21 protein-coding genes are annotated in these 24,238 nt (G+C 57.0%); 11 read left to right on the forward strand and 10 right to left on the reverse strand.

Features of this window, described 5'->3' with window-relative positions; translation table 11 throughout:
• The first annotated feature begins 45 nt into the window (after positions 1-45).
• Positions 46-807, forward strand: coding sequence for a 2-dehydro-3-deoxy-D-gluconate 5-dehydrogenase KduD (gene kduD, locus ACE3MN_RS04690; protein ID WP_004124661.1), 762 nt, complete (start codon positions 46-48; stop codon positions 805-807).
• A gap of 311 nt (positions 808-1,118) precedes the next feature.
• A complete protein-coding gene (locus ACE3MN_RS04695) occupies positions 1,119-2,537 on the forward strand; it encodes a sugar porter family MFS transporter (RefSeq protein ID WP_004132105.1) in 1,419 nt (472 codons plus the stop codon).
• On the opposite strand, the gene ACE3MN_RS04700 is transcribed toward ACE3MN_RS04695, so the two are convergent.
• Positions 2,538-3,533 (reverse strand): LacI family DNA-binding transcriptional regulator, encoded by a 996-nt coding sequence (locus ACE3MN_RS04700; protein WP_004132104.1) that lies wholly within the window; start codon positions 3,531-3,533, stop codon positions 2,538-2,540.
• A 240-nt stretch (positions 3,534-3,773) separates the two neighbouring features.
• On the opposite strand from ACE3MN_RS04700, the gene ACE3MN_RS04705 reads away from it, so the two are divergent.
• From ACE3MN_RS04705 to ACE3MN_RS04715, 3 genes are all read left to right on the forward strand, one after another.
• Positions 3,774-5,015, forward strand: coding sequence for an MFS transporter (locus ACE3MN_RS04705; RefSeq protein WP_004124655.1), 1,242 nt, complete (start codon positions 3,774-3,776; stop codon positions 5,013-5,015).
• Between the two features lie 18 nt (positions 5,016-5,033).
• Complete coding sequence (locus ACE3MN_RS04710) at positions 5,034-6,467, forward strand: glycoside hydrolase family 32 protein (protein ID WP_024358561.1); 1,434 nt, start codon at positions 5,034-5,036, stop codon at positions 6,465-6,467.
• 112 nt (positions 6,468-6,579) lie between these two features.
• Positions 6,580-7,923, forward strand: a complete 1,344-nt coding sequence (locus ACE3MN_RS04715; RefSeq protein WP_064371638.1) for a carbohydrate porin — start codon at positions 6,580-6,582, stop codon at positions 7,921-7,923.
• 323 nt (positions 7,924-8,246) lie between these two features.
• On the opposite strand, the gene ACE3MN_RS04720 is transcribed toward ACE3MN_RS04715, so the two are convergent.
• The 6 genes from ACE3MN_RS04720 to ACE3MN_RS04745 all read right to left on the reverse strand — a co-directional run bounded on the left by ACE3MN_RS04720 (position 8,247) and on the right by ACE3MN_RS04745 (position 14,494).
• On the reverse strand, positions 8,247-9,374 hold the full coding sequence (locus ACE3MN_RS04720) for an oligogalacturonate lyase family protein (protein WP_077258691.1): 1,128 nt from the start codon (positions 9,372-9,374) through the stop codon (positions 8,247-8,249).
• 71 nt (positions 9,375-9,445) lie between these two features.
• The gene (locus ACE3MN_RS04725; protein ID WP_004124644.1) at positions 9,446-10,732 is read right to left on the reverse strand and encodes an ABC transporter substrate-binding protein; all 1,287 of its coding nucleotides are present in this window, start codon (positions 10,730-10,732) and stop codon (positions 9,446-9,448) included.
• A 16-nt stretch (positions 10,733-10,748) separates the two neighbouring features.
• Positions 10,749-11,876, reverse strand: coding sequence for an ABC transporter ATP-binding protein (locus ACE3MN_RS04730; RefSeq protein WP_004132950.1), 1,128 nt, complete (start codon positions 11,874-11,876; stop codon positions 10,749-10,751).
• A gap of 12 nt (positions 11,877-11,888) precedes the next feature.
• Positions 11,889-12,791, reverse strand: coding sequence for a carbohydrate ABC transporter permease (locus ACE3MN_RS04735; protein WP_024358558.1), 903 nt, complete (start codon positions 12,789-12,791; stop codon positions 11,889-11,891).
• Entirely contained in the window at positions 12,784-13,674 is an 891-nt protein-coding gene (locus ACE3MN_RS04740; protein WP_004115132.1) for a carbohydrate ABC transporter permease, read from the reverse strand. Before ACE3MN_RS04740 ends, ACE3MN_RS04735 begins: the two co-directional genes overlap by 8 nt.
• A 493-nt stretch (positions 13,675-14,167) precedes the next feature.
• A complete protein-coding gene (locus tag ACE3MN_RS04745) occupies positions 14,168-14,494 on the reverse strand; it encodes a cupin domain-containing protein (RefSeq protein WP_049131162.1) in 327 nt (108 codons plus the stop codon).
• Between the two features lie 135 nt (positions 14,495-14,629).
• Between ACE3MN_RS04745 and ACE3MN_RS04750 the strand changes: the two genes are divergently transcribed.
• A complete protein-coding gene (locus ACE3MN_RS04750) occupies positions 14,630-15,322 on the forward strand; it encodes an aspartate/glutamate racemase (protein WP_024358557.1) in 693 nt (230 codons plus the stop codon).
• On the opposite strand, the gene ACE3MN_RS04755 is transcribed toward ACE3MN_RS04750, so the two are convergent.
• Positions 15,309-16,235 (reverse strand): LysR family transcriptional regulator, encoded by a 927-nt coding sequence (locus tag ACE3MN_RS04755; protein ID WP_049114677.1) that lies wholly within the window; start codon positions 16,233-16,235, stop codon positions 15,309-15,311. The two genes, ACE3MN_RS04750 and ACE3MN_RS04755, sit on opposite strands and share 14 nt — an antisense overlap.
• Before the next feature lie 135 nt (positions 16,236-16,370).
• On the opposite strand from ACE3MN_RS04755, the gene lysA reads away from it, so the two are divergent.
• On the forward strand, positions 16,371-17,633 hold the full coding sequence (gene lysA / locus ACE3MN_RS04760) for a diaminopimelate decarboxylase (protein ID WP_024358556.1): 1,263 nt from the start codon (positions 16,371-16,373) through the stop codon (positions 17,631-17,633).
• A gap of 125 nt (positions 17,634-17,758) precedes the next feature.
• Here the strand turns inward: lysA and ACE3MN_RS04765 are convergent, their stop codons facing one another.
• The gene (locus tag ACE3MN_RS04765; RefSeq protein WP_162685340.1) at positions 17,759-18,760 is read right to left on the reverse strand and encodes a LacI family DNA-binding transcriptional regulator; all 1,002 of its coding nucleotides are present in this window, start codon (positions 18,758-18,760) and stop codon (positions 17,759-17,761) included.
• Positions 18,761-19,064: 304 nt separating this feature from the next.
• On the opposite strand from ACE3MN_RS04765, the gene ACE3MN_RS04770 reads away from it, so the two are divergent.
• The 4 genes from ACE3MN_RS04770 (at position 19,065) to ACE3MN_RS04785 (ending at position 23,155) form a co-directional block, all read left to right on the forward strand.
• A complete protein-coding gene (locus ACE3MN_RS04770) occupies positions 19,065-20,402 on the forward strand; it encodes a PTS sugar transporter subunit IIC (protein ID WP_375364267.1) in 1,338 nt (445 codons plus the stop codon).
• A 7-nt stretch (positions 20,403-20,409) separates the two neighbouring features.
• Positions 20,410-21,837 carry a glycoside hydrolase family 1 protein gene (locus ACE3MN_RS04775; protein WP_024358554.1) on the forward strand — a complete coding sequence of 476 codons (1,428 nt, stop codon included), beginning with the start codon at positions 20,410-20,412 and terminating at the stop codon, positions 21,835-21,837.
• A 68-nt stretch (positions 21,838-21,905) separates the two neighbouring features.
• Positions 21,906-22,679 carry a GntR family transcriptional regulator gene (locus ACE3MN_RS04780; RefSeq protein WP_049099737.1) on the forward strand — a complete coding sequence of 258 codons (774 nt, stop codon included), beginning with the start codon at positions 21,906-21,908 and terminating at the stop codon, positions 22,677-22,679.
• Entirely contained in the window at positions 22,676-23,155 is a 480-nt protein-coding gene (locus ACE3MN_RS04785) for a GNAT family N-acetyltransferase (RefSeq protein WP_049087301.1), read from the forward strand. The genes ACE3MN_RS04780 and ACE3MN_RS04785 overlap by 4 nt, the downstream gene beginning before the upstream one ends.
• Here the strand turns inward: ACE3MN_RS04785 and galR are convergent.
• Entirely contained in the window at positions 23,116-24,132 is a 1,017-nt protein-coding gene (gene galR / locus ACE3MN_RS04790; RefSeq protein ID WP_004132976.1) for an HTH-type transcriptional regulator GalR, read from the reverse strand. The genes ACE3MN_RS04785 and galR overlap by 40 nt on opposite strands.
• Positions 24,133-24,238: the final 106 nt, after the last annotated feature.

The following is a 24,238-nucleotide window of genomic DNA, read 5'->3' on the forward strand; positions in this document are numbered from 1 at the left end:
CCTTGCCTGTACCTACACAGGCTCTGAAAGATTAAGGAACCAAGTATGATTCTCGACGCATTCTCCCTGCAGGGCAAAGTGGCCGTGGTCAGCGGCTGTGATACGGGTCTGGGCCAGGGTATGGCGGTGGGCCTGGCGGAAGCCGGCTGCGATATCGTGGGTATCAATATTGTTGAACCGACGGAAACCATTGAGCGCGTCACGGCGCTGGGCCGCCGTTTTCTCAGCCTGACCGCCGATCTGCGCCAGATTGACGGCATTCCACAGCTGCTGGAGCGTGCGGTAGCGGAGTTCGGGCATATCGATATCCTGGTTAACAACGCCGGTCTGATCCGTCGCGAAGACGCGATTGAATTCAGCGAGAAAAACTGGGACGACGTGATGAACCTGAATATTAAGAGCGTGTTCTTTATGTCTCAGGCGGCGGCGAAGCACTTTATCGCTCAGGGTACCGGCGGCAAGATTATCAATATCGCCTCGATGCTCTCTTTCCAGGGCGGGATCCGCGTACCGTCCTACACGGCGTCTAAAAGCGCGGTGATGGGCGTGACCCGCCTGCTGGCGAACGAGTGGGCGAAGCACGGCATCAACGTCAACGCGCTGGCGCCGGGCTATATGGCGACCAACAATACCCAGCAGCTGCGCGCTGACGAACAGCGCAGCAGCGAGATCCTCGACCGTATTCCGGCGGGACGCTGGGGTCTGCCGAGCGACCTGATGGGGCCGGTAGTCTTCCTGGCCTCCAGCGCTTCTGACTACATCAATGGCTACACCGTGGCGGTGGATGGCGGCTGGCTGGCGCGCTAACGTTTTCCGCGTTATCAGCGCAAAATGGAACCCTGCTGCGGCAGGGTTTTTTTATAGCTCAATATCAATTGTCCATATGATGAAATTGAAATAGTCCATATGGTTTACTTGTTTCCTGACAGAGTATCTATGTTTAGCAAGGGCCGATGAAGTTGAAATGCTTATTTTCTGTTCTTTGGAAAGTTGAATGTCCATCACAAAACCATTGCCTGTAGCAACTTAATCCATATCTTTGGCTTGTCACGCCTGACACCTTGCGCCGCCGATCCCGTAGTTTCATCGTATCTCTTACTTCGTCTGGCGGGAAAAAAATGACCTCAATCAGTCACGACTCTACAACCATGCCGCGTACGCAGCGCGATACCCGGCGCATGAATCAGTTTGTCTCGGTTGCCGCCGCGGTGGCAGGATTGCTGTTTGGCCTTGATATCGGCGTAATTGCCGGGGCGCTGCCCTTTATTACCGATCATTTCGTTTTATCCAGCCGCCTGCAGGAGTGGGTGGTGAGCAGCATGATGCTGGGAGCCGCTATCGGCGCGTTATTTAACGGCTGGCTCTCTTTTCGCCTCGGGCGCAAATACAGCCTGATGGTGGGCGCAGTGCTGTTCGTGGCCGGTTCCGTGGGCTCCGCTTTTGCCGGCAGCGTCGAAATGCTGCTGGCGGCGAGGATCGTTCTCGGGGTCGCTGTGGGGATCGCCTCTTATACCGCGCCGCTGTATCTGTCGGAAATGGCGAGCGAAAACGTACGCGGCAAGATGATCAGCATGTATCAGCTGATGGTGACGTTGGGGATCGTGATGGCGTTTCTCTCCGATACCGCGTTCAGCTACAGCGGCAACTGGCGAGCGATGCTTGGCGTACTGGCGCTGCCGGCGCTGGTGCTGATTATTCTGGTGATCTTCCTGCCGAACAGCCCGCGCTGGCTGGCGGAAAAAGGGCGTCACGTAGAAGCGGAAGAGGTGCTGCGGATGCTGCGCGACACGTCCGAAAAAGCCCGCGACGAGCTGAATGAGATCCGTGAAAGCCTCAAGCTGAAGCAGGGCGGCTGGGCGCTGTTTAAGGTCAACCGCAACGTGCGGCGGGCGGTATTCCTTGGCATGCTGCTGCAGGCGATGCAGCAATTTACCGGGATGAATATCATCATGTACTACGCGCCGCGCATCTTCAAAATGGCCGGCTTCACCACTACCGAGCAGCAGATGGTGGCGACCCTGGTGGTCGGGTTAACCTTTATGTTCGCCACCTTTATCGCCGTCTTTACCGTCGATAAGGCCGGGCGTAAACCGGCGCTGAAAATCGGCTTTAGCGTGATGGCCATCGGCACGCTGGTGCTGGGCTACTGCCTGATGCAGTTTGATAACGGCACCGCCTCCAGCGGTCTCTCCTGGCTGTCGGTGGGGATGACCATGATGTGTATCGCCGGCTATGCGATGAGCGCCGCGCCGGTGGTGTGGATCCTGTGTTCGGAAATTCAGCCGCTGAAGTGCCGCGATTTCGGTATCACCTGCTCAACCACCACCAACTGGGTGTCGAACATGATTATCGGCGCGACCTTCCTGACGCTGCTGGACGCTATCGGCGCGGCGGGAACCTTCTGGCTATATACCGCGCTGAACGTCGCCTTTATCGGCGTGACTTTCTGGCTGATCCCGGAAACCAAAAACGTCACCCTTGAGCATATTGAACGCAAGCTGATGTCCGGCGAGAAGCTGCGCAATATCGGCAATTAACTATAAGGACTCGCGCGGCAGCCACGGGCTGGCAACCCGTACCGTCTCCCGGTGGCTGTCGCCGTTAATAATATGCAGGGCGCTCAGGCGCCCAATATCATAGTGCGGGAGCTGCACCGTTGAGAGCGGCGGAAAAAACAGATCGCCGATCCCCACCATATTGTCGTAACCCACCACCGCCACATCCTGCGGAATGCGCAGCCCCTGCGCCAGTAGCGTCTGATAGACCATAAACGCGATGCGGTCGTTGCCGCAAATCACCGAGTCGAATGGCAGCGTGGGTTGCTGAATATGCGCCAGCACGACAGCGGGAATATCGCGATAGTGCTCATCGCCATAGGCCATATAGCTGTGGTCGAGCGTATCCGGGTCAATCCCCGCTTCCCGGCAGGCGCGTTCCAGTCCCTGACGGCGGCGGACGGTCGCCAGATGATTCGCCGGCAGATGCAGGCACAGCGGACGGCGGTAGCCCGCGGCCAGCAGGGCCTGCACCGCCGTATACTGACCCTGTTCGTCGTCCGGGATATAGCTGGCCACCGGATCGTGCAGGCTTTCGCAGTTGGCCAGCACGCAGGGGAGGGTTAACAGCTTGGCCGGAAGCGGCACCTGGCGCAGGCCCATCGTGGTATAAATAATCCCGTCCGGACGGTGGGAGAGCAGCAGGTCGACAATGGTTTCCGGGCTATCGTCAGAGAACATGTTGACCACGAAGCTGTTCCAGCCGTGCGCCCGCGCGGTCTCTTCGATGGAGAGCGTAATCTCCACCGAGAACGGCGTGGTGACGGTATCCAGCGCCAGCACCCCGATGGTGTTTGGCGTCGCGTGGGCGCCGCGAATTTTCTTCGCCGACAGGTCGGGGACGTAGTTAGTCTCTTCGATAGCCGCCTGGACCCGAGCCAGGGTTTCCGGCTTGAGTCTTTCCGGGCTGTTTAGCGCCCGGGAGACCGTCATCAGCGACACATTCGCCAGCTTTGCCACATCTTTCAGAGATGCCATATTAAGTGCTCCACCCCTGCCGTCGGCAACGGGTTTTACTAAGTTACTGATGTAAAAGGATCATACGATATTCTATCGTACACCCGGTGCCGATGCAGACGAGGAATATTTGATCGCGATCGCACTCTCGTTATGTTAACGTTAACTTTTGTGATTAACATCATGAATCTCAGCAAAACGACATGAGATTCGTTTTTTGTTAACGTTACCATATCAGCATTACTCCTACATGAGAATGTCATGATGAAAGCGCACCCCTCACAAAGCTATCCGTTACTCAGCGCGTTACTGTTTTTCTTTTTCGTGACCTGGTCCTCTTCAGGTTCGCTGCTCTCGATCTGGCTGCACCAGGAAGTGGGCCTTAAACCGGGGGATACCGGGATTATCTTCTCGGTGCTTTCCGTCTCGGCGCTTTTCGCGCAGGTGTGTTATGGCTTTATACAGGACAAACTCGGCCTGCGTAAAAATCTGCTCTGGTACATTACCGTTCTGCTGATCCTCTCCGGCCCGGCCTATATGCTGTTTGGCTATCTGCTCAAAATTAACGTCTTGCTCGGCAGCATCTTCGGCGGGATTTATATCGGACTGACCTTCAACGGCGGTATCGGCGTACTGGAGTCCTACACCGAGCGCGTCGCGCGCCAGAGCCAGTTTGAATTCGGCAAAGCGCGGATGTGGGGCTCGCTGGGCTGGGCGGTGGCGACATTCTTCGCCGGTTTGCTGTTCAATATTAACCCGCATTTAAACTTCGCGGTGGCCAGCTGCTCCGGACTGGTCTTTTTTATACTACTGGCGCGACTGCGGGTCTCTTCCGCGCCGCACGCCATGCAGGAGGCGGTATCGGGCGGTAAAGTGACGCTGGAGGATGCTCTGCGTCTGCTGACCCTGCCGCGCTTTTGGGCGCTGGTGTTCTTCGTCATCGGCACCTGTATCTACGGCGTTTACGATCAGCAGTTCCCGGTCTACTTCTCTTCCCAGTTCCCGACCTTACAGGAAGGCAACGAGATGTACGGCTACCTGAACTCGTTCCAGGTGTTCCTGGAAGCCGCCGGTATGTTCTGCGCGCCGTGGCTGGTTAACCGTATTGGCGCGAAAAACGGTCTGATCTTCGCCGGGATGGTGATGGCGATGCGGATGGTGGCGTCCGGGCTGGTGGAAGGGCCGCTGCTTATCTCCATTACTAAACTGCTGCACGCGGTCGAGCTGCCGGTGCTGCTGGTCTCCATCTTTAAATACAACAGCCTGAACTTCGACAAACGTCTCTCCTCAACGCTGTATCTGGTGGGCTTTGCCTGCACCAGCTCGGTTATCGCGACGGTGCTGTCGCCGCTGGCTGGCTATAGCTATGAGAAATACGGCTTCGCCCAGTCCTATCTGATTATGGGACTGCTGGTGTTCTGCACCACCTTTATCTCCATCTTCTTGTTGCGTTCCAGTAAGTCCTCTTCGGACCCGCTGATGCCGCAAACTTCCGCTATCTGAATCAAAAGAGTAATCAATATGACGTATTCCATTCCCCGGGCCGAGCAAGAACTGCAGGCCAAACATGAAGAGCTGAACCTGCGCTGGTATCCGCGCTATCACCTGGCCGCCCGCGCGGGTTGGATCAACGATCCCAATGGCCTGGTCTGGTTCGACGGCTGGTATCACGCTTTTTACCAGCACCATCCGTATTCCACCCAATGGGGACCGATGCACTGGGGTCACGCGCGCAGTAAGGATCTGGTGCACTGGGAGCATCTGCCGGTAGCGCTGGCCCCGGAAGGCCCGGAGGATAAAGACGGCTGCTTCTCCGGCTCCGCGGTGGTGGATGGCGATACGCTGGCGCTGATTTATACCGGGCATAAATTCCACGGCGATCCCAGCGATGAAGCCAACCTGTATCAGGTGCAGTGTCTGGCGACCAGTCGCGACGGGATTCACTTCGAGCGCCAGGGGATCGTGGTCGACACCCCGCCGGGCATGCACCACTTCCGCGACCCGAAAGTGTGGCGAGAAGGGGACAGCTGGTACATGATCGTCGGCGCTCGCGATGGCGATACCGGCCAGGTGCGGCTGTATCGCTCAGCCGATCTGCGCCAGTGGCAGGACGCGGGCGTGCTTGATGAAGCGGAAAAAGAGATGGGCTATATGTGGGAATGCCCGGATTTCTTCGCCCTCAACGGCAAACATATCCTGATGTTCTCCCCTCAGGGGCTGGCGGCGAAAGGCTATCGCAACCGCAACCTGTTCCAGAGCGGCTATCTGCTCGGTGAGTGGCAGCCGGGGCAGGCGTTTGTACGCGAGGGGGAGTTTGTCGAAATGGATCACGGGCACGATTTCTACGCCCCGCAGAGCTTCCTCACGCCCGATGGTCGCCGCATTGTCATCGGCTGGCTGGATATGTGGGAATCGCCGCTGCCGGAGCAGCAGGACGGCTGGGCGGGCATGCTTTCGCTGCCGCGGGAGCTGAGCCTGAGCGCCGATAACCGTCTGCAGATGCGTCCGGCGAAAGAGGTTGAGAGTATGCGCGGCGCCAGCTTCCCGTGGCCGGTCACGACGCTGAAGAACCAGCAGACCACGACGGTGGAAAACTGCGAGGCGATGGAGGTGATCCTGCACTGGGACTGCGCCAGCAGCAGCGCTGAACAGTATGGCCTGAGCTTAGGCGATGGTCTGCGCGTTTACGTGGATGCGCAGATGCAGCGCCTGGTGCTTGAGCGACACTATCCGCAGTATGGCCTCTGCGGCACCCGCAGCGTCCCGTTGACCGAAGGCGCCGATCTGAAGCTGAGGATATTCTTCGATAGCTCTTCGGTAGAGGTGTTTGTGAATGATGGCGAGGCCTGTCTCAGCAGTCGTATATATCCTGACGCCGCTCGCCGTGAATTAGCGTTATTTTCCTGGAGCGGCTCTGCATATTTAAAAGAAGCAGGAGCCTGGCAGCTGGAATAAGTTTTACTGAATAGTTGTTAATAACCCGTCTTCGACGGTGGACGGGTTATTATTGTCGAGCTTTACCCATAAATAAAAAATACTATTTAACTAAATAATAAAGGGTTTTCCGATGAATAAAATCTGGGTCGGTTGTGTTCTGACGTCTTTATTTACCCCTCTGGCTAATGCTCAGGCGCCGTTATCCCTTGAGGAGCGGCTGGCACAAATGGAACAACGCCTGAAGGCGACCGAACAGCGGGCGGCCAGCGCGGAGGCGGAGATTCGCGCGTTGAAAAACCAGGAGGCGCCGGGGACGGTGGCGAGCGTCGCGCCGGCTAAGCCCGCTTTGCAGCTTAATGATTATGGTGAGTTAAAATTCTATGGCGACGTTGAGTTTAATATGGACGGCGCCAGCCGTACCGGTAGCCTGACGTCGGTAAAAACCAGCGCCAATAAAAACTGGGCGCCGGGGGATAAAGAGCGCTGGGATATTAACGGACGTATTCTTCTCGGCTTTGATGGATTACGCAAAGGGGCTAACGGTAAATATGCCGGATTCAGCGTGCAGCCGCTGGCGGATATGAATGGCAAAATGAATCTTGATGACGCGGCCTTTTTCTTTGGTCAGCAGGATGACTGGAAAATTAAAATCGGTCGCTTCGAAGCCTACGATATGTTCCCGCTTAATCAGGATACGTTTATTGAATATTCCGGTAATACGGCGAACGACCTGTATAGCGACGGCTACGGCTATATTTATATGATGAAAGAGGGGCGCGGACGCAGCAGCAGCGGCGGCAACTTCCTGCTCAGTAAAAATCTTGATAACTGGTACTTTGAGGTCAATACGCTGGTGGAGGACGGCAGTTCGCTGTTCGTGGATCAGCGCTATCACGGCAACGCGCTGGATAACAGCAAAAACGTGGTTTATGTGCGCCCGGTTGCTGCCTGGCAATCCGGTCCCTGGTCGGTGGCCGCGGCGATGGAGAGCAACCTCGTCAATAACGCTTATGGCTATGAGACTCAGAACGGTCGCTGGGTCGATCAGTCCAGCCGTACCGGCTACGGTATGACAATGAGCTGGAATACGCTGAAAACTGATGCCGAGGACGGGGCGGTGGTGAACGTAAGCACCGCGTATCTGGATGCGGCGGACGAAAAGGATTTCAGCGCCGGTATCAATGCGTTATGGCATCGCGTGGAGCTGGGCTACATTTACGCGCATAACAAAATCGACCAGTTTAATATGTCCGGCGTCAACGCGGAGTGCGATGGCGACTGCGCCATTCTGGCGCCGGGGCGCTACGACATTCACACCCTTCATACCTCATGGCATCTGCCGAATATTATGGATATGCCGAACTTTAATATCTATCTCGGGGCCTATGCGTCATGGCTCGATTCATCGGCGGCGAAAAGCGGCAATACTGATGAACGCTACGGCGCGCGGGTGCGGTTTAAATATTTCTTCTGACGATTTTTCCCGGGTCGCGGCGTAAACGCCTTACCCGGGCTACGGGATCGCAGGCTGCGGTGAACTCGTAGCCCGGGCAGGCGCTTTGCGCCGCCCCCGGGGAAGCAGGGTGATAATTCCCGGAGGCGATGCCGCGTATTTGTCAGGGGCTAGGGGATCGCACACGGCGCTGAACCTGTAGCCCGGGCAGGCGCTTTGCGCCACCCCCGGGGAAGCAGGGTGATAATTCCCGGAGGCGATGCCGCGTATTTGTCAGGGGCTAGGGGATCGCACACGGCGGTAGCCCGGCTAAGCACCGCGCGAGCCGGGACGTTGCCGAATCACTACACCTCCGCCAGATACAGCGCGGGCATGCCCTCTTTATCGGAGGTAAACAGCACCCAGCGGTTGTCCGGTGAAAATGACGGATGCGGATGCGTCGCCTGGCGCTCGCCCTCAATCACTTTCCAGGTGGAGTCGTGGCGGCACACCGCGGTCTGCTTATCGGCGGCAATATCAAACACCCAGATAAACGGATCGTTAAACTGGATATCGCCGGTGCTGTGCGGCGCGCCGTCACCGACCACCAGCGAGCCATCGTGATTGCTCATCAGATGCGAACAGGGAGGAATCGCCATCAACTGGCGATTTTCCAGGGTTGCCGGGTCGGCGCGATACAGATAGCGATGCGGATCGTTTTCCTGATGCGCGACATAGTAAAGCGCGGAGCCATCCGGTACCCAGAATTCGTGCGTAAAGCTCTCACCCGGCTGGTGCTGGCGCACCTTGCGCATGTTGCTGCCGTCAGCGTTGATAAGCCACATTCTGGCATCGATAGCATCGCGCGGACCTTCATGGCAGAAGGCGATGGTGCTGTCGTCTAACGGGCGGTAAATCGGGTGGCCGAGCCAGCGTTTTTCCTGCAATACCACGCGCTGTTCGCCGCTGCGCAGATCGATATTAATCAACCGGCACTCCGGCTCGGTGAAGTAGAATGCGCGGAACTTGCCCCAGTCGGTCAACGGCTGCCAGTCGCTTTTTTTGATTTCGATTCCGACCATCTGACTGCAATCGCTATTGGCGACCCAGGTTCCGTAGGCTACCCATTGGTCATCCACCTGATATACGACCTGTTCCTCCAGCGAGGCCAGATCCACGCGGCGCAGCTGCTGGTTGTTTTTCACATACCACAGCGACCGGTCGTCGGCGGAAAGGAAACCGCCAAAGGTGTTATCGCCCGGCCCGTCGGTGAGCTGGGTCGCCTGCTGGCCGGCGATATCGAGTAAATAGTAGTTCCAGTGGCCTTCAAACGCGCCGCCGAAAATCAGCTTGCCGCCATCCTGGGTAAAGCATTTTTGATAGAAATAGTTGCGATGGCAGATAACATGCGGTGGCGTCATCCGGATCACCTGGTGACCGGTTTCGCTGTCCTGCGTGTGCAGAAAGCTCAGCGGGATGATTTTGCCTTTCATGATTCACTTCACTCCTTGCTAAAAAAATACCCCGCAGCCGGAGCTGCGGGGTAGGTTCCGATAACAGGCAATTAGCGCATCGCGCGGCGCAGGATGCGGTCAGACTGACGCTGGAAGTCAATTGCCGTCTCTTCCACGGTTTTCTGCCCGTAGTCGATGTACTGCAGAGAGGTACCGAACTGGGCGACGATCTGCGGGTCGTCAAAGTACGGCGACACCGAGAGTTTGGCCGGCAGGGACTGCGCCAGACGCAGGCCAGATACCGCCGGATCGTCCTCTTTGATCGCGCCGTTTTCGGTCAGGTACTGCACCGCGACTTTGCTCAACGGCACGCCGCGCTCCAGGCCCAGCGTCTCAACCCCTTCTTTGCTGTTCAGCAGGAAGTTGATCACCTTCGCCGCCGCTTCCGGGTTTTTAGTCGATTTACCAATCGAGAGCATTTGCGCAGGTTTAAAGAACAGACCCGCGTCGGTGGCGCCCGGCAGCATCGGATAGCTGCCCAGTTCCAGCTTCGCCGGCGGCTTCAGGTTGTCGGAGTATTTGTTAATAGTGGAGTTCCACATATAGGTCCCCGCCCACTCACCCTGAATCCACGGCTTCATTTCATACATGTTGCTCTTACCGAACGAGGCATAGTACTTGGTGTCCGGCATGACGTGGCTGTCGATAAGCTTTTTATACATCTGGAAAAATTCGACCCACTGCTCTTTGCTGTAGGAGAATTTTTTGGTTTTTTCATCGATAGCCGGCTGGTTGTACTTCTGAATCATATATGAATTCAGCAGCGCCAGGGTATCCTGGTGCTCCAGCACGACCGGGTAATACTGTTTACCCAGCTTGCTCTCGAAGGTTTTACCCGCCGCCATCAGCTCGTCCCAGGTTTTCGGGTACTCGACGCCCGCTTTTTTCCAGGTCTCGTCGTTGAAGTAGAACACGCGCGCGGTGACGGAGATCGGAATACCGTTAAGCTTGCCGTCCACCGTAGTGGACTGCAGCTCTTTGGCGTCAAACTGGCTCAGGTCGATCACGTCCTTCATCTTATTCAGATCGTAGAAGCCTTCGCCGTTTTTCGAGAAGATCGGCAGCCAGTTCCAGTTGGTTTGCATCACGTCCGGCTCGGTGCCGCCGGCGATTTGCGTGGTCAGACGCGAAAGGTGACCGTCCCAGCCGGTATATTCCGCCTTCACGTTGATATCCGGATTGAGTTTATGGAACTCTTCCAGCGCCTTCAGGGTCACCTGGTGGCGGCCGTTGCCGCCCCACCATGACATACGCAGGTCGACATCCTTCGCCATGGAAGGTAACGCGGTAAGGGCCAAAGTTGCGGAGATTGCGGCGCTTAAAAGCACTTTTTTCATTTTAATACTCCAGGGTTCACAGAGAGATGTTCTGTTCAGTTTTGGCGTCAAAGATATGACACTTGTTGAGATCGAATTTGAAATGCACCTTGCGATGCAGCCCTTTCTCAATCATGGGCTTCGCTTCATCTGACGGCACGCGGGCGGTCAGTTCATAATCGGCGACCTTCAGATAGACGAAGAATTCATGGCCCATGTTTTCCACGCGTACCATTTCGCCGGTGCATGAACCTTCGGCGAACGGTTCATCGGAGATGGAGACAAACTCCGGGCGCACGCCGAAGAACACCTGCTGGTTCTTGTGGGTGTCGACCTTGCTCTGCAGCCTGTCGTTGAGCGGCAGCAGGCCATCGCCAACGGTCAGATGCAGGCGTCCCGCTTGCTCAACCAGCTGGCTGGGACGAATATTCATCTCCGGCGCGCCGATAAACCCGGCCACAAACATGTTTTTCGGCTTGTGGTAGAGGTTGTCCGGGGTATCCACCTGCATGATATGGCCCAGCTTCATCACGCAGATGCGGTCGCCCATGGTCATCGCTTCGGTCTGATCGTGGGTAACGTAAACGGTGGTCGCCGGTTTACCGGATTTCTTCAGCTGCTTGTGCAGGTCGGAAATACGGATACGCATCGAAGCGCGCAGCTTGGCGTCGAGGTTGGACAACGGTTCATCGAACAGGAATACGTCCGGCTTCTTCACAATTGCGCGGCCAACCGCCACGCGCTGGGCCTGGCCGCCGGAAAGCTGGCGCGGCAGGCGGTCCAGCAGCTCTTCCAGCTCAAGGATTTTCGCCGCTTCGTTAACCTGGGCTTCAATTTGATCCTTCGGCAGCTTGCTCAGCTTGAGGCCGAAGGCGAGGTTCTCGCGCACCGTCATATGCGGATAGAGCGCGTAGTTCTGGAACACCATCGCGATACCGCGCGCTTTTGGCGCGAGGTTGTTCACGATTTTCTCGCCGATCCGCACTTCGCCGCCGCTGATGGTTTCCAGACCGGCCAGCATGCGCAGGGTGGTGGATTTGGCGCAGCCGGACGGCCCAACGATAACCATAAACTCGCCGTCCGCGATTTTCAGATCGATACCATGTACCGCCTTGAAGCCGTTGGAGTAGACCTTTTCCAGTTTGTTGAAAATAACTTCAGCCATGATATTTCCCTCTTAACCTTTAATTCCGCTGCTGGTAACGCCCTGTACGAAGTAGCGTTGTGCCAGGAAGAACACGATGATGGACGGCAGAATGGAGATGCTCGCCATTGCCAGAATTTCGTTCCACGGAGCGCCTTCCGTGACGTCGATGGACATTTTCAGCGCCAGCGCGATCGGATATTTATCCACGCTGTAGACGTAAATCAGCGGACCGATAAAGTCGTTCATCGACCACATGAACTGGAACAGCGCCACCGAGATAATCGCCGGTTTCAGAATCGGCACCACCACGTACCACAGCACCTGAATGGAGTTACAGCCGTCGATCTGCGCCGCTTCTTCCATGTCGCGCGGAACGCCGCGCAGGAACTGAATCAGCATGAAGACGAAGAACCCCTGGGTGGCGAAGGCCAGCGGCAGGTACAGCGGCAGATAGCTATTCAGCATGCCCATTTCACGGAACATCAGGTACTGCGGGATCAGCAGTACGGTGCTCGGCAGGAGCATGGTGGTGATCAGCGTGGCGAACCAGAATTTCTTCCACGGAATTTCGAAGCGGGCAAAGCCGTAGGCCACGATGGTAGAGGAGATAATGGTCAGCAGCACTTTCGGGATCACATACTTGAAGGTGTTCAGCATGTAGTGGCCGAAGTTGTACTCGGTGCCGGTTTTCCAGCCGTTGATAAAGCCATCCCAGGTCGCGTGGGCAGGCCACAGGCTCAGGGTGGTGAAGATCTCGTGGTTCGGTTTGAACGACGCCGAGAACATCCAGACCAGCGGGTAGAGCATCAGCAGGCCGACGAACAGCAGGATCACATAGCGAATACTGGCGTTGATTTTCTCACGACGCAGCGTCCGCGCGACTTCGCGTTCGGCGATGTCCCTTGCTTCAGACATGTGTTGGATATCAGCCATTTTTGCCTCCCTTATCGGCGGAGTAGAACACCCAATATTTCGAAGACTTAAACGCGATGGCGGCAAAAACCGCGACCACCAGGAACAGCACCCACGCCAGCGCCGCGCCGTAGCCCATATCGAAGTACTTAAAGGCGGTGTCGTAGATATAGAGCGAGAACAGATAGGTGGAGTAGGTCGGGCCGCCGCCGGTAATGACGTACGGGCCGGTAAACTCCTGGAACGCCTGAGTGGTCTGCATGATGAAGTTGAAGAAAATCACCGGCGTGATCAGCGGCACCGTGACCTTCATAAACATCTGCCATTTTGACGCGCCATCGATCATCGCCGCTTCATATTGTGATTGCGGAACGTTCTGCAGCGCCGCGAGGAAGATAACCATGGCCGAACCGAACTGCCAAACGCGCAGCAGGGTAACGGACATCAGCGCCAGCGAGGGCTCGCCGAGCCAGTTGACCGGATCGAAGCCGAGCACGCCAATAAAGCTGTTCAGCAGGCCATCGATAGCAAACAGCGCTCGCCACAGAACGGCAATCGCCACCGAGCTACCGAGGATGGACGGGATATAGTAGGCGGTACGGAAAAAACCGATGCCGCGCAGCTTAAAGTTGAGGACAAAAGCGATCCCCAGGGCGAAAGCCAGTTTTAACGGGATGGTTAAAAAGACATACGCGAACGTCACGCCCATGGATTTCCAGAAGAGGCCATCTTCGGTCAGCATGTAGCGATAGTTTTCGATGCCGTTAAACACCGGTGGACTCATCAAATCGTACTCAGTGAAACTGAGGAAGAAAGATGAAACAAAGGGAAAGGCGGTAAAGACTATCAGCCCTATGATATAGGGCGATATCCATGCCAATCCCAGCATTTTGTTTTCATTCATACATACCTACCTGGCTTGCGAGTTTGTAATACGGATTCGGGGTTACTGCCTTTCCCGCGGCCCGTGCCGCCGGAAAGTTAATGCGTTCCTGGTATGTCAGCGGTAAATCCTTCCCTGGCGATGGTTGATTGGTTGAAACTTTTCTTTCTTCTTATCCCTGAAGAACATGTGTTTTTTGATTTTGTCTTACCCGGCGTCCTGATTTTGTAAAACGCCGTTTTAATTTTATTTTATTGCTATTTATTACGGAGTCATTCGGTTGATCGCGGAAATGTGATCAAAGTCGAAACGATGTTTCAAAAAGGTGCTGGAGCGCGCATTTTGCAGAGATGAGAGGTCAGAGATACGGATGAGAGTCCGACGGAGAGAGGCTAGTCAGGCGAGATTGCTTGCGCTGCTAATCATTGCGGTGCGACATACTTTATGACAATTATTTGTAGCGGAAAAGTTCAGAAAATGGTGGGCATGCGCGGCATGCCCCGGGGAGGAGAGATTACTGTTGCAGAAAATCCTGACGAACGGGGGTAAAGGTATCAAGCAGCGTACCCGGCTTCAGGCACACGCAGCCGTGCATAATGTTCGGTTTCTTGTAGAGCGTATCGCCGGCGCTGACCACGTGCTTTTCATCGCCGATGGTGAACTCAAATTCGCCGGAGAGCACATAGGTGAGCTGCTCGTGCGGGTGATTGTGCATCGGCCCGATAGCGCCTGCTTCAAAGTTCACTTCAACCGCCATCATCTTGCCATCGTGCGCAAGGATGCGGCGGGTGACGCCATTGCCCAGATCTTCAAGGGTGGTCTCTTTATGAAAAATAAACATCCGCTGGTCCTGTAATTAAATGAAACAATGTTTCATTTAATCTATCGCATAATCTTCTAAAAGGAAACGATCGCCTGGAGAAGTGGAAAGTCGATCACAACTTTGTTTTACTGAAACTTCACGCACGGAGGGATGATGAAAACGATTGGTCTGTTAGGCGGCATGAGCTGGGAATCGACGATTCCTTACTATCGTCTTATTAACGAAGGGATTAAAACGCGCCTCGGCGGGCTGCACTCCGCCAGCCTGCTGCTGCATAGCGTGGATTTCCACGAAATTGAAGTCTGCCAGTCCAGCGGCGACTGGGAGCGGGCGGGCGAGATCCTCGCCCGGGCGGCGCTCGGGCTACAGCAGGCGGGCGCCGAGGGGATTGTCCTGTGCACAAACACCATGCATAAGGTCGCGCAGGCCATTGAAACGCGCTGCGATGTGCCGTTCCTGCATATTGCCGATGCGACCGGTCGGGCGATTACCGCGAAGGGCCAGCGCCGCGTGGCTCTGCTGGGGACGCGCTATACCATGGAGCAGGATTTTTATCGCGGCCGCCTGCAGCAGCAGTTCGCTATCGACACGCTGATTCCAGAGGCGGAAGATCGTGAACGTATCAACCAGATCATCTTCGACGAACTGTGTCTGGGAACCTTTAGCGCAGACTCGCGCGACTACTATCTTCAGGTTATTGAGCTGCTGGCGGAGCAGGGGGCGGAAGGGGTGATTTTCGGCTGTACCGAAATCGGCCTGCTGGTGCCGGAAGAGAGCAGCCCGCTGCCGGTATTTGATACGGCCGCGATTCATGCGGCGGACGCGGTGGAATTTATGCTGTCGTAAGTACCGCTTCGAGCGGGGTGAGGATGCGCGGCATGCTCTCTTGCAGATGGCGAGCGAAAGCATCGACCAGCGCGGAGCCGGGACGGTGCAGCGGGCGCACCAGGCTAACGGTAAAAGGCACTTCAACGCTAAAACGGCGTACCACCACGCCGTTCCCGGCATAATCGAGGGCGGTGAGCGGGTTAACCACCGAAATGCCGACCCCGGCCCGCACCATCGCGCAAATGGAGGCGGCGCTGTGCGTCTCCACCACCATCCGCCGTTTGACCTGATGTTCGACAAACAGGGCATCGAGCAGCTGGCGATAGCTATCGGTGCGCGACAGGCTAATGTAGTTTTCGCCGTGAAAATCCGCCGGCGTCAGCGCCGGCTTTGCCGCCAGCGGATGGCCCTGCGGCAGTACGCACACTTCATTGAGGGTCAGCAGCGGCGTACGCTCGGTTCCGGCGGGGGTATGCAGGGTTTCCGTTAATCCCAGATCGTGGCGCTGGGCCGATAGCCACTCCTCCAGCAGCGGTGACTCCTGAGGGACGATTTGCAGGCTGACGTCCGGGTAGCGGGCTAAAAACGGCGCCAGCAGTAGCGGCAATAGCGATTGGGAGAAGACCGGCAGACAGGCTATCGACAGCTCCCCCTGGCGGAACTCGCGCAGGCTTTCCGCGGCGCTGACGATTCTGTCCAGGCCATACCAGGAGCGCTGGACCTCTTCAAACAGACGTAATCCCTGAACCGTAGGCTGCAGGCGCCCGCGGGTACGGGAGAATAGCGTCAACCCCAGCACCTTTTCAAAACGCGCCAGCTCGCGGCTAACGGTGGGCTGCGAGGTATGCAGCATGCGTGCGGCCTCGGTCAGATTGCCGGTGGTCATCACCGCATGGAAGATTTCAATATGGCGCAGGTTGACGGCGGGCATGGGTGTTCCTTAAGTGGCGCAAGCCATATCATTTTTGCATAGACTGGCAATAAAACGATATTTTTTATTACGTACGCGCTGTGGCGTAATCGTAAAAAACAGAGATAACGCACACACACAGCACCGGAGTTCTTTATGCCACACTCGCTTTACGCCACCGATACCGACCTGAGCGCAGAAAACCTGCTGCGTCTGCCCGCCGAGTTCGGCTGCCCGGTTTGGGTTTACGACGCGCAGATTATCCGCCGCCAGATTGCCCAGTTGAGCAAGTTCGACGTGGTGCGTTTTGCGCAGAAGGCCTGCTCCAATATCCACATTCTGCGCCTGATGCGCGAGCAGGGCGTGAAGGTCGATTCGGTGTCGCTGGGCGAGATCGAGCGCGCGCTGGCGGCGGGGTACGATCCGCATCAGCATCCGGACGATGTCGTCTTTACCGCTGACCTGATCGACGACGCGACGCTGGCGCGGGTTAAAGAACTGCAGATCCCGGTCAACGCCGGATCTATCGATATGCTGAGCCAGCTGGGCGAAGTTTCTCCTGGCCATCGCGTCTGGCTGCGCGTTAACCCGGGCTTCGGCCACGGCCATAGCCAAAAAACCAATACCGGCGGCGAAAACAGCAAGCACGGGATCTGGCACAGCCATTTAACGGCGGCGCTGGAAGTGATGCGCCGTTACCAGCTCCAGCTGGTGGGTATTCATATGCATATCGGTTCTGGGGTCGACTATGGCCACCTGGAACAGGTTTGCGGCGCGATGGTGCGACAGGTGGTTGAATTCGGCCAGGATCTGCAGGCGATCTCCGCCGGCGGTGGGCTGTCGATCCCGTATCACGAAGATGAAGAGGCGATCGACACCGATCACTACTTCGGCTTGTGGAACGCCGCGCGCGAGCAGATCGCTAAACATCTGGGTCATCCGGTGAAGCTTGAGATCGAGCCGGGTCGTTTCCTGGTGGCGGAATCCGGGGTGCTGGTTTCTCAGGTTCGCAGCGTGAAGGAGATGGGCAGCCGCCACTTCGTGCTGATTGACGCCGGGTTTAATGATTTGATGCGCCCGGCGATGTACGGCAGCTATCACCATATTACCGCTCTCGCTGCGGATGGCCGCGATCTGCGCGCCGCGGCGCAGATTGAAACCGTGGTGGCCGGGCCGCTGTGCGAATCGGGCGATGTCTTTACCCAGCAGGAAGGGGGGAAAGTGGAAACCCGCCTGCTGCCTGCGGTGGCGCCGGGGGATTATCTGGTGCTGCACGATACCGGCGCTTACGGCGCGTCGATGTCTTCTAACTACAACAGCCGTCCGCTACTGCCGGAGGTGCTGTTCGACAACGGCAAAGCGCGGCTGATTCGTCGTCGCCAGACCATTGAAGAGCTGCTGGCGCTTGAGCTGCTGTAAAGTGGTACCCGAAGGCCTTTTGCGTTTCTGTCGGGTGGCGGCTGGCGCCTTACCCGCCCTACAGGGGATTGCGGATTTTTGTAGGCCCGGTAAGGCGTTAACCGCCACCGGGCGATTCCAGCTAATTATGTGTAATACGGGCCGGTTGTCACCGACTCGCGCAGCACCAGCTTGCCGGTAAACGGCGGTATGGTCTCGATCGGCTGACCGTTGGCAAGCTTAATGGCCTGATCGATAGCGGTGGTGATCATGTTGTCGATCGGCAAATAGACCGTCGATAGCCCCGGCTCCAGCCATTTCGCGCTCGGCGCGTCATCAAAACCAAACAGCGAAATATCCTGCGGGATCCGCAGCCCTGCCTGATGCAGCGCTTTCGACGCGCCCAGCGCCATATCATCGTTACAGGAAAACAGCGCGCTAAACGGCGTCTTCTCTTCCAGCAGCTCGCAGCACAGCTCATAGCCGCGGCTCATGGTGGAGTCACCGTATTTCACCTTCGCCGGATCCCACTTGATGCCGTGCTTTTTCAGCGCGTTACGATACCCTTCCAGGCGGGCTTTGCCCGTCGGCGTGTGCATCGGCACGGTTAAACAGGCAATATCGCGATGGCCCTGGGTAATCAGGTACTCCACCGCCTGGAACGCCGCATCCTGCTGTTCGAAGAACACGCAGCGCTCCCGCGCCTGGCTAACGTCGCGGTTAATCACCACCAGCGGCATGGCGATGGACTCAATCAGCGACATGATCTTCTTTTCGCTCATATGGCGGGTGTAGAGCACGATGGCGTCGCACTGGCGATCGGCCAGCATCTGCACCGCCTCTTCTTCACGCTCCGGCGCATCGTGGCCGTCGGTGACGATCAGCTGTTTGCCCCAGGCTTCCGTCTGGCGGGAGGCCTGCTGCAGCAGGCGACCAAAATAGAAGCCGTCAAAGGTGGAAACCACCAGACCGATGCTGTTGCTGGTGCGGTTCGCCAGCGAGCGGGCGAGAAAGTTAGGCCGATAGCCCAGCTCTTCCATCGCCTTAAAAACCTGTTGGCGGGTGCTCTCTTTCACCTGACCCGTGCCGTTCAACACGCGGGAAACCGTCGCTTTAGAGACGCCTGCGCGAATTGAGACATCCAGCATTGTAGCCATTCATCCGATTCCTGATATCACGTGGTAACCCGCAGTTTATCACAGACATTCAGGGGGATATGGCCTCATGGCGCGGCAAAAAAACCATCGCGATCACGCTTTTACAGGAATTGATCGGGTGGAAAGTAAAACCGCCAATGCGGTATGCCAATTATCGCCTTTCTGGAATACCAATGAGCGGGTTGGGAGCTTAATCACAGAACTTATTTTCACCAGTCGCTATTTTTTGGTATGCCAATAGGTGTTTGGCTGTACACCTGGTGCGCTATAAGCCCTTAAACCTGAGGTATCCTCTATGGCATTGCAGGACAAACTGATCGACTCACTGGGGAGTTTCGCCACGAAATTCAACAGCTACCGCTATATCATGGCGATAAAATCCGCTTTTATTACCCTGATGCCGGTGATCATCGTTGGCGCCTTTTCGGTGCTGATTTCCAATATGGTGCTGGATCCGAAAAACGGGCTCGCCAGCTTTCAGGCGCTCTCGTTTCTGGCGGCGCTGAAACCCATTACCAGCGCCATCAATTACGCCACCCTTAACTTTCTCAATATTGGCGCGGTCTTTCTTATCGGCATCGAACTGGGGCGGATTAACGGCATCAAGAGCCTGTTCCCCGGTCTGCTGGCGGTGATCTGCTTTATCTGCGTCACGCCGACCACCGTCGAGATGATGGTCGACGGCCAAATGCATGAAGTGAAAGATGTGCTGCTGCGCCAGTTCTCCGATACCCGCAGCCTGTTCCTCGGTATGTTTATCGCCATTCTGTCGGCGGAGATCTACTGCTGGCTGGAGGGCCGCAAGGGGCTGAAGATCAAGATGCCGGATACCGTGCCGCCCAACGTCTCGGCGTCATTTTCCGCGCTGATCCCGGCCATTATCACCACCACGGTGATTGCCACCTTTGGCTTTATTTTCCATCAGGCCACCGGCATGTACCTATATGACGCGGTCTATCAGGTGGTGCAGCAGCCGCTGGAACGCGTGGTGCAAAGCCTGCCGGGGATCCTGCTGCTGATGTTTGTCGCGCAGCTGTTCTGGGTTATCGGCATCCACGGCAACCAGATGATCAAACCGATCCGCGAACCGCTGCTGCTGGGAGCGATCGCCGTCAATATGAGCGCCTTTGAGCAGGGCAAAGAGGTGCCGAATATCATCACCATGCCGTTCTGGGATGTTTATATGAGCATCGGCGGATCGGGGCTGACGATTGGCCTGCTGATCGCGGTAATAATCGCCACCAAACGCAAAGAGATGAAAGAGATCGCCAAGCTGTCGATTGGACCGGGCCTGTTCAACATCAACGAACCGGTGATTTTCGGCATGCCGATCATGCTCAATCCGATCCTCGCGATCCCCTTTATTATCACACCGCTGGTGACCGGCAGCATCGGCTACTTCGCGACCGCCGCCGGTTTTGCCGGTAAAGCGGTGGTGATGGTGCCGTGGACCACGCCGCCGCTGATCAACGCCTGGCTCTCCACGGCGGGTTCGATGGGGGCGGTGGTGACGCAGCTTATCTGCATCCTGACCGCGGTGCTGATCTATCTGCCGTTCGTCAAAATTGCCTCCCGCCGCGCGGAAAACGCCCAGCGCCAGGCGAAAAACACACCCACCAGCCAACAGATATGAGGACACGATGACGACAGTAAGGATGGCGATCCCCCACGACTTTATCCTCGGTGCCGCCGCTTCGGCGTGGCAAACCGAGGGCTGGAGCGGCAAAAAAGAGGGCCAGGACTCCTGGCCGGATCTGTGGTACAAAAACGACCGCCACGTCTGGCATAACGGCTACGGCCCGGCGGTGGCGACCGATTTTATCAACCGCTTTCGCGAAGACGTGCAGCTGATGAAGCTGGCGGGGCTGACCCACTACCGCACGTCGATTAACTGGTCGCGCTTTCTCACCGATTATGAAAACGTCACGGTCGATGAAGACTATGCGGCGTACTACGACCAGCTCTTCGATGAACTGCTGGCCAACGGCATCGAGCCGATGATCTGCCTTGAGCATTATGAACTTCCCGGCTATTTGCTGGAGCAGTACGGCGGCTGGGCGTCGAAAAAGGTGGTTGAGCTGTTTGTGCAGTACGCGGAGAAAGTGTTCGCCCGCTATCACCACCAAGTCACGCGCTGGTTTACCTTCAATGAACCGATCGTCGTGCAGACCCGCGTTTATCTGGATGCGCTGCGCTGGCCTTACGAGCAGAACACCGGCACCTGGATGCAGTGGAATCACCACAAGGTGCTGGCGACGGCAAAAGTGGTCCGGCTGTTTCGCGAGAAAGGCTATCGCGGCACGGTCGGCTGCATTCTTAACCCGGAGGTCACCTACCCGCGTTCAAACGCGCCGCACGACGTGCGCGCCGCCGAACGCTACGATCTGTTTTATAACCGGGTTTTCCTCGATCCGCTGGTCCACGGCGTCTACCCGCCCGAGCTGTTGACCCTGCTCGAACAGCACCACGTCTCATGGGATTATGACGCGCAAGAGCTGGCGCTTATCCGCGAAAACACCGTCGATGAGCTGGGGATTAACCTTTACTACCCGCATCGCGTCAAAGCCCCCTCGCGCGCCTGGCATCCGCAGACGCCGTTCCACCCGGCTTACTATTATGAGCCCTTTGAGCTACCGGGGCGGCGGATGAATAGCTCTCGCGGCTGGGAAATTTATCCGCAAATCGTTTTTGATATGGCGATGCGGATCAAGCAGGACTATCGCAATATTCCGTGGTTTGTGGCGGAAAGCGGCATGGGCGTGGAAAACGAAGGGCAGTTTCGCAATCGCGAAGGCGCCATCGCCGACGATTACCGGATCCGTTTTATCAGCGAGCATCTGTGGCAAACGCTGCGCGCGAGGGAAGCGGGGGCCAACTGTCACGGCTACATGCTGTGGGCCTTTACCGACAACGTTTCGCCGATGAACGCGTTTAAAAATCGCTACGGGCTGATTGAAATCGATTTACAAAATAATCGTGCCCGGCGGCCCAAGGCTTCCGCCAGCTGGTTCCGTAAGCTAGGCGAGAGTCGCGAATTGACGCTGGATATTGACGATGAGTGGCGCTAGGCGGACGGAAATTTTGCTAAGATAGCGGCCGATATTGACTCGCAGGTTCATAACGCACAGGTGATATTGTGGAGAAGGCTATCATTCCGCCGGAAAAGAAACCCTACCAGGAAATAGGTGATGATTTACGCGTACAGATTGCGCAGGGGCGCTACCCCATCGGGTCGCGCCTGCCGCCGGAACGCAATATCGCCGAGACCTACGGCGTGAGCCGGACCATCGTCCGCGAAGCGCTGCTGATGCTGGAGCTGCAGGGGACGGTCGATATTCGCCAGGGCTCCGGGGTGTACGTCATGCGCATCCCGCACGAGGACGATAGCGAGGAAGAACAGATGCTGAGCAGCGACGTCGGGCCGTTCGAAATCCTGCAGGCACGCCAGCTGCTGGAGAGCAATATCGCCGCCTTTGCTGCCAAAATGGCGACCCGCGCCGATATCGATAACCTGAAGCGCATTATCGAGCAGGAGCAGCGGGCCATTGCCGCCAACGATACCAGCCAGGATAACGCCCGTCTGTTTCACCTGGTGCTGGCCGGGGCGACGCAAAATCAGATGCTGCTGGCGACGGTCGAGCGTATCTGGCTGCAGATGGACAGCAGCCCGCTGTGGCAGCAGTTCAACGTGCATATCGCCAGCCGGGCGTACCGGCTGAAGTGGCTCGGCGACCGGCAAACGCTCCTCGCCGCTCTGCGCCGACGCGATGTGATGGGGGCCTGGCAGGCAATGTGGCAGCATCTTGAAAACGTCAAAAACAGCCTGCTGGAGCTCTCCGATGAAGACGCGCCGGACTTTGACGGCTATCTGTTTGAATCGGTCCCAATTTTTCAGGGGAAGCTGGTGTGATCATTCAGCCCCTCCACGCCGCGCCGCAGCACGCTTCACGGGTGACGGAATGGCTATGGCAGGCTTTTGGCGGTGAAACGCTGCCGCAGGCGTTCTTCGCCAGCATTGTCGGGCATAGCCAGACCCCGGGGGCGCTGCCGATAACCTTTATTGCCGCTGAAGGGGAGATGCTGCTGGGCACCGTCGGCCTGTGGCGCTGCGATTTAATCAGCCGTCAGGATCTCTATCCGTGGATGGCGGCGCTCTACGTGGCTCCTGAGGCGCGCGGGCGGGGGCTGGCGGGGAAACTACAGCAGCACGTTATCGGCTATGCCCGAACGCAGGGCTATAGCGAGCTGTTTCTCTACTCCGCCTGTCGCGATTTTTATGAACGTTTCGGCTGGCAGTATATCGGCGAAGGCCTGGATTATCCGGCCGTCGCCGTCAGTTTATACCGCTACGATTTATCGCTATCGAGAGGCGCAATCACCGAGTGACGGCGGACCAGCGTGGGGCTGAAAAGGTGGGTAATCTCCGGCGGCGGGCGATGTTCCGCCAGCGCTAACGCCAGCTCCGCGGCCTGCGTCGCCATGGTGACAATCGGATAGCGTACGGTGGTCAAACGCGGGCGCACGTAGCGCGAAATCAGCACATCATCAAAGCCAATCAGCGAAATCTCGCGCGGCACATCAATCCCGTTATCGTTTAATACGCCCATTGCGCCGGCGGCCATTGAGTCGTTATAGCAGGCGACGGCGCTGAAGTTTCTGCCGCGGCCCAGCAGCTCGGTTATGGCCTGTTCTCCGCCGCTCTCATCGGGTTCGGCAAAGGTCACCAGGCGATCGTTACACGGCAGATCGCTCTCTTTTAACGCCGCGTAGTAGCCCTGCAGGCGGTCTTCTGCATCGGAAATAGCGTGGTTTGAGCAGAGATAGCCGATGCGGGTGTGCCCCTGCTGAATCAGGTGGCGGGTCGCGAGCCATGCGCCGTAGCGGTCATCCAGCGCAACGCAGCGCTGCTCGAAGCCGGGGAGGATGCGGTTAATCAGCACCATGCCGGGAATTTGCTTCATCAGCGAGGCCAGTTCGTCATCGGGGATGATTTTGGCGTGGACCACCAGCGCGGCGCAGCGGTGGCGAATCAGCTGTTCGATCGCCTGGCGCTCTTTATGGAGGTTGTGATAGCCGTTACCGATCAGCAAAAAATTACCGGTATTGTAGGCGACCTGCTCGACGGCTTTCACCATCGCGCCGAAGAAGGGGTCGGAGACATCACCTACCACCAGGCCGACGGTTTCCGTTGACTGCTGCGCCAGCGCGCGGGCGTTGGCGTTGGGATGATAATTTAGCGTTTCCATCGCGGCGCCTACCGACTGGCGCGACGCTTCGCTGGCTTTCGGTGAATTGTTGATAACGCGGGAGACGGTAGCGACGGAAACTCCTGCGAGCCGGGCTACATCCTTAATAGTCGCCATACCAGGCCTTTTTTAGGGTAAGCGTTTACATAACGTTTATGTTACGGGAAAGCGCGGCAGATTCAAGGCTTGCGACTTTTGGGTTCATGCAATTGTGACGCAGATT

Origin of the sequence: Klebsiella grimontii, assembly GCF_042137965.1 — a bacterium.
In the GTDB taxonomy this organism is placed as follows: Bacteria; Pseudomonadota; Gammaproteobacteria; order Enterobacterales; family Enterobacteriaceae; genus Klebsiella; species Klebsiella grimontii.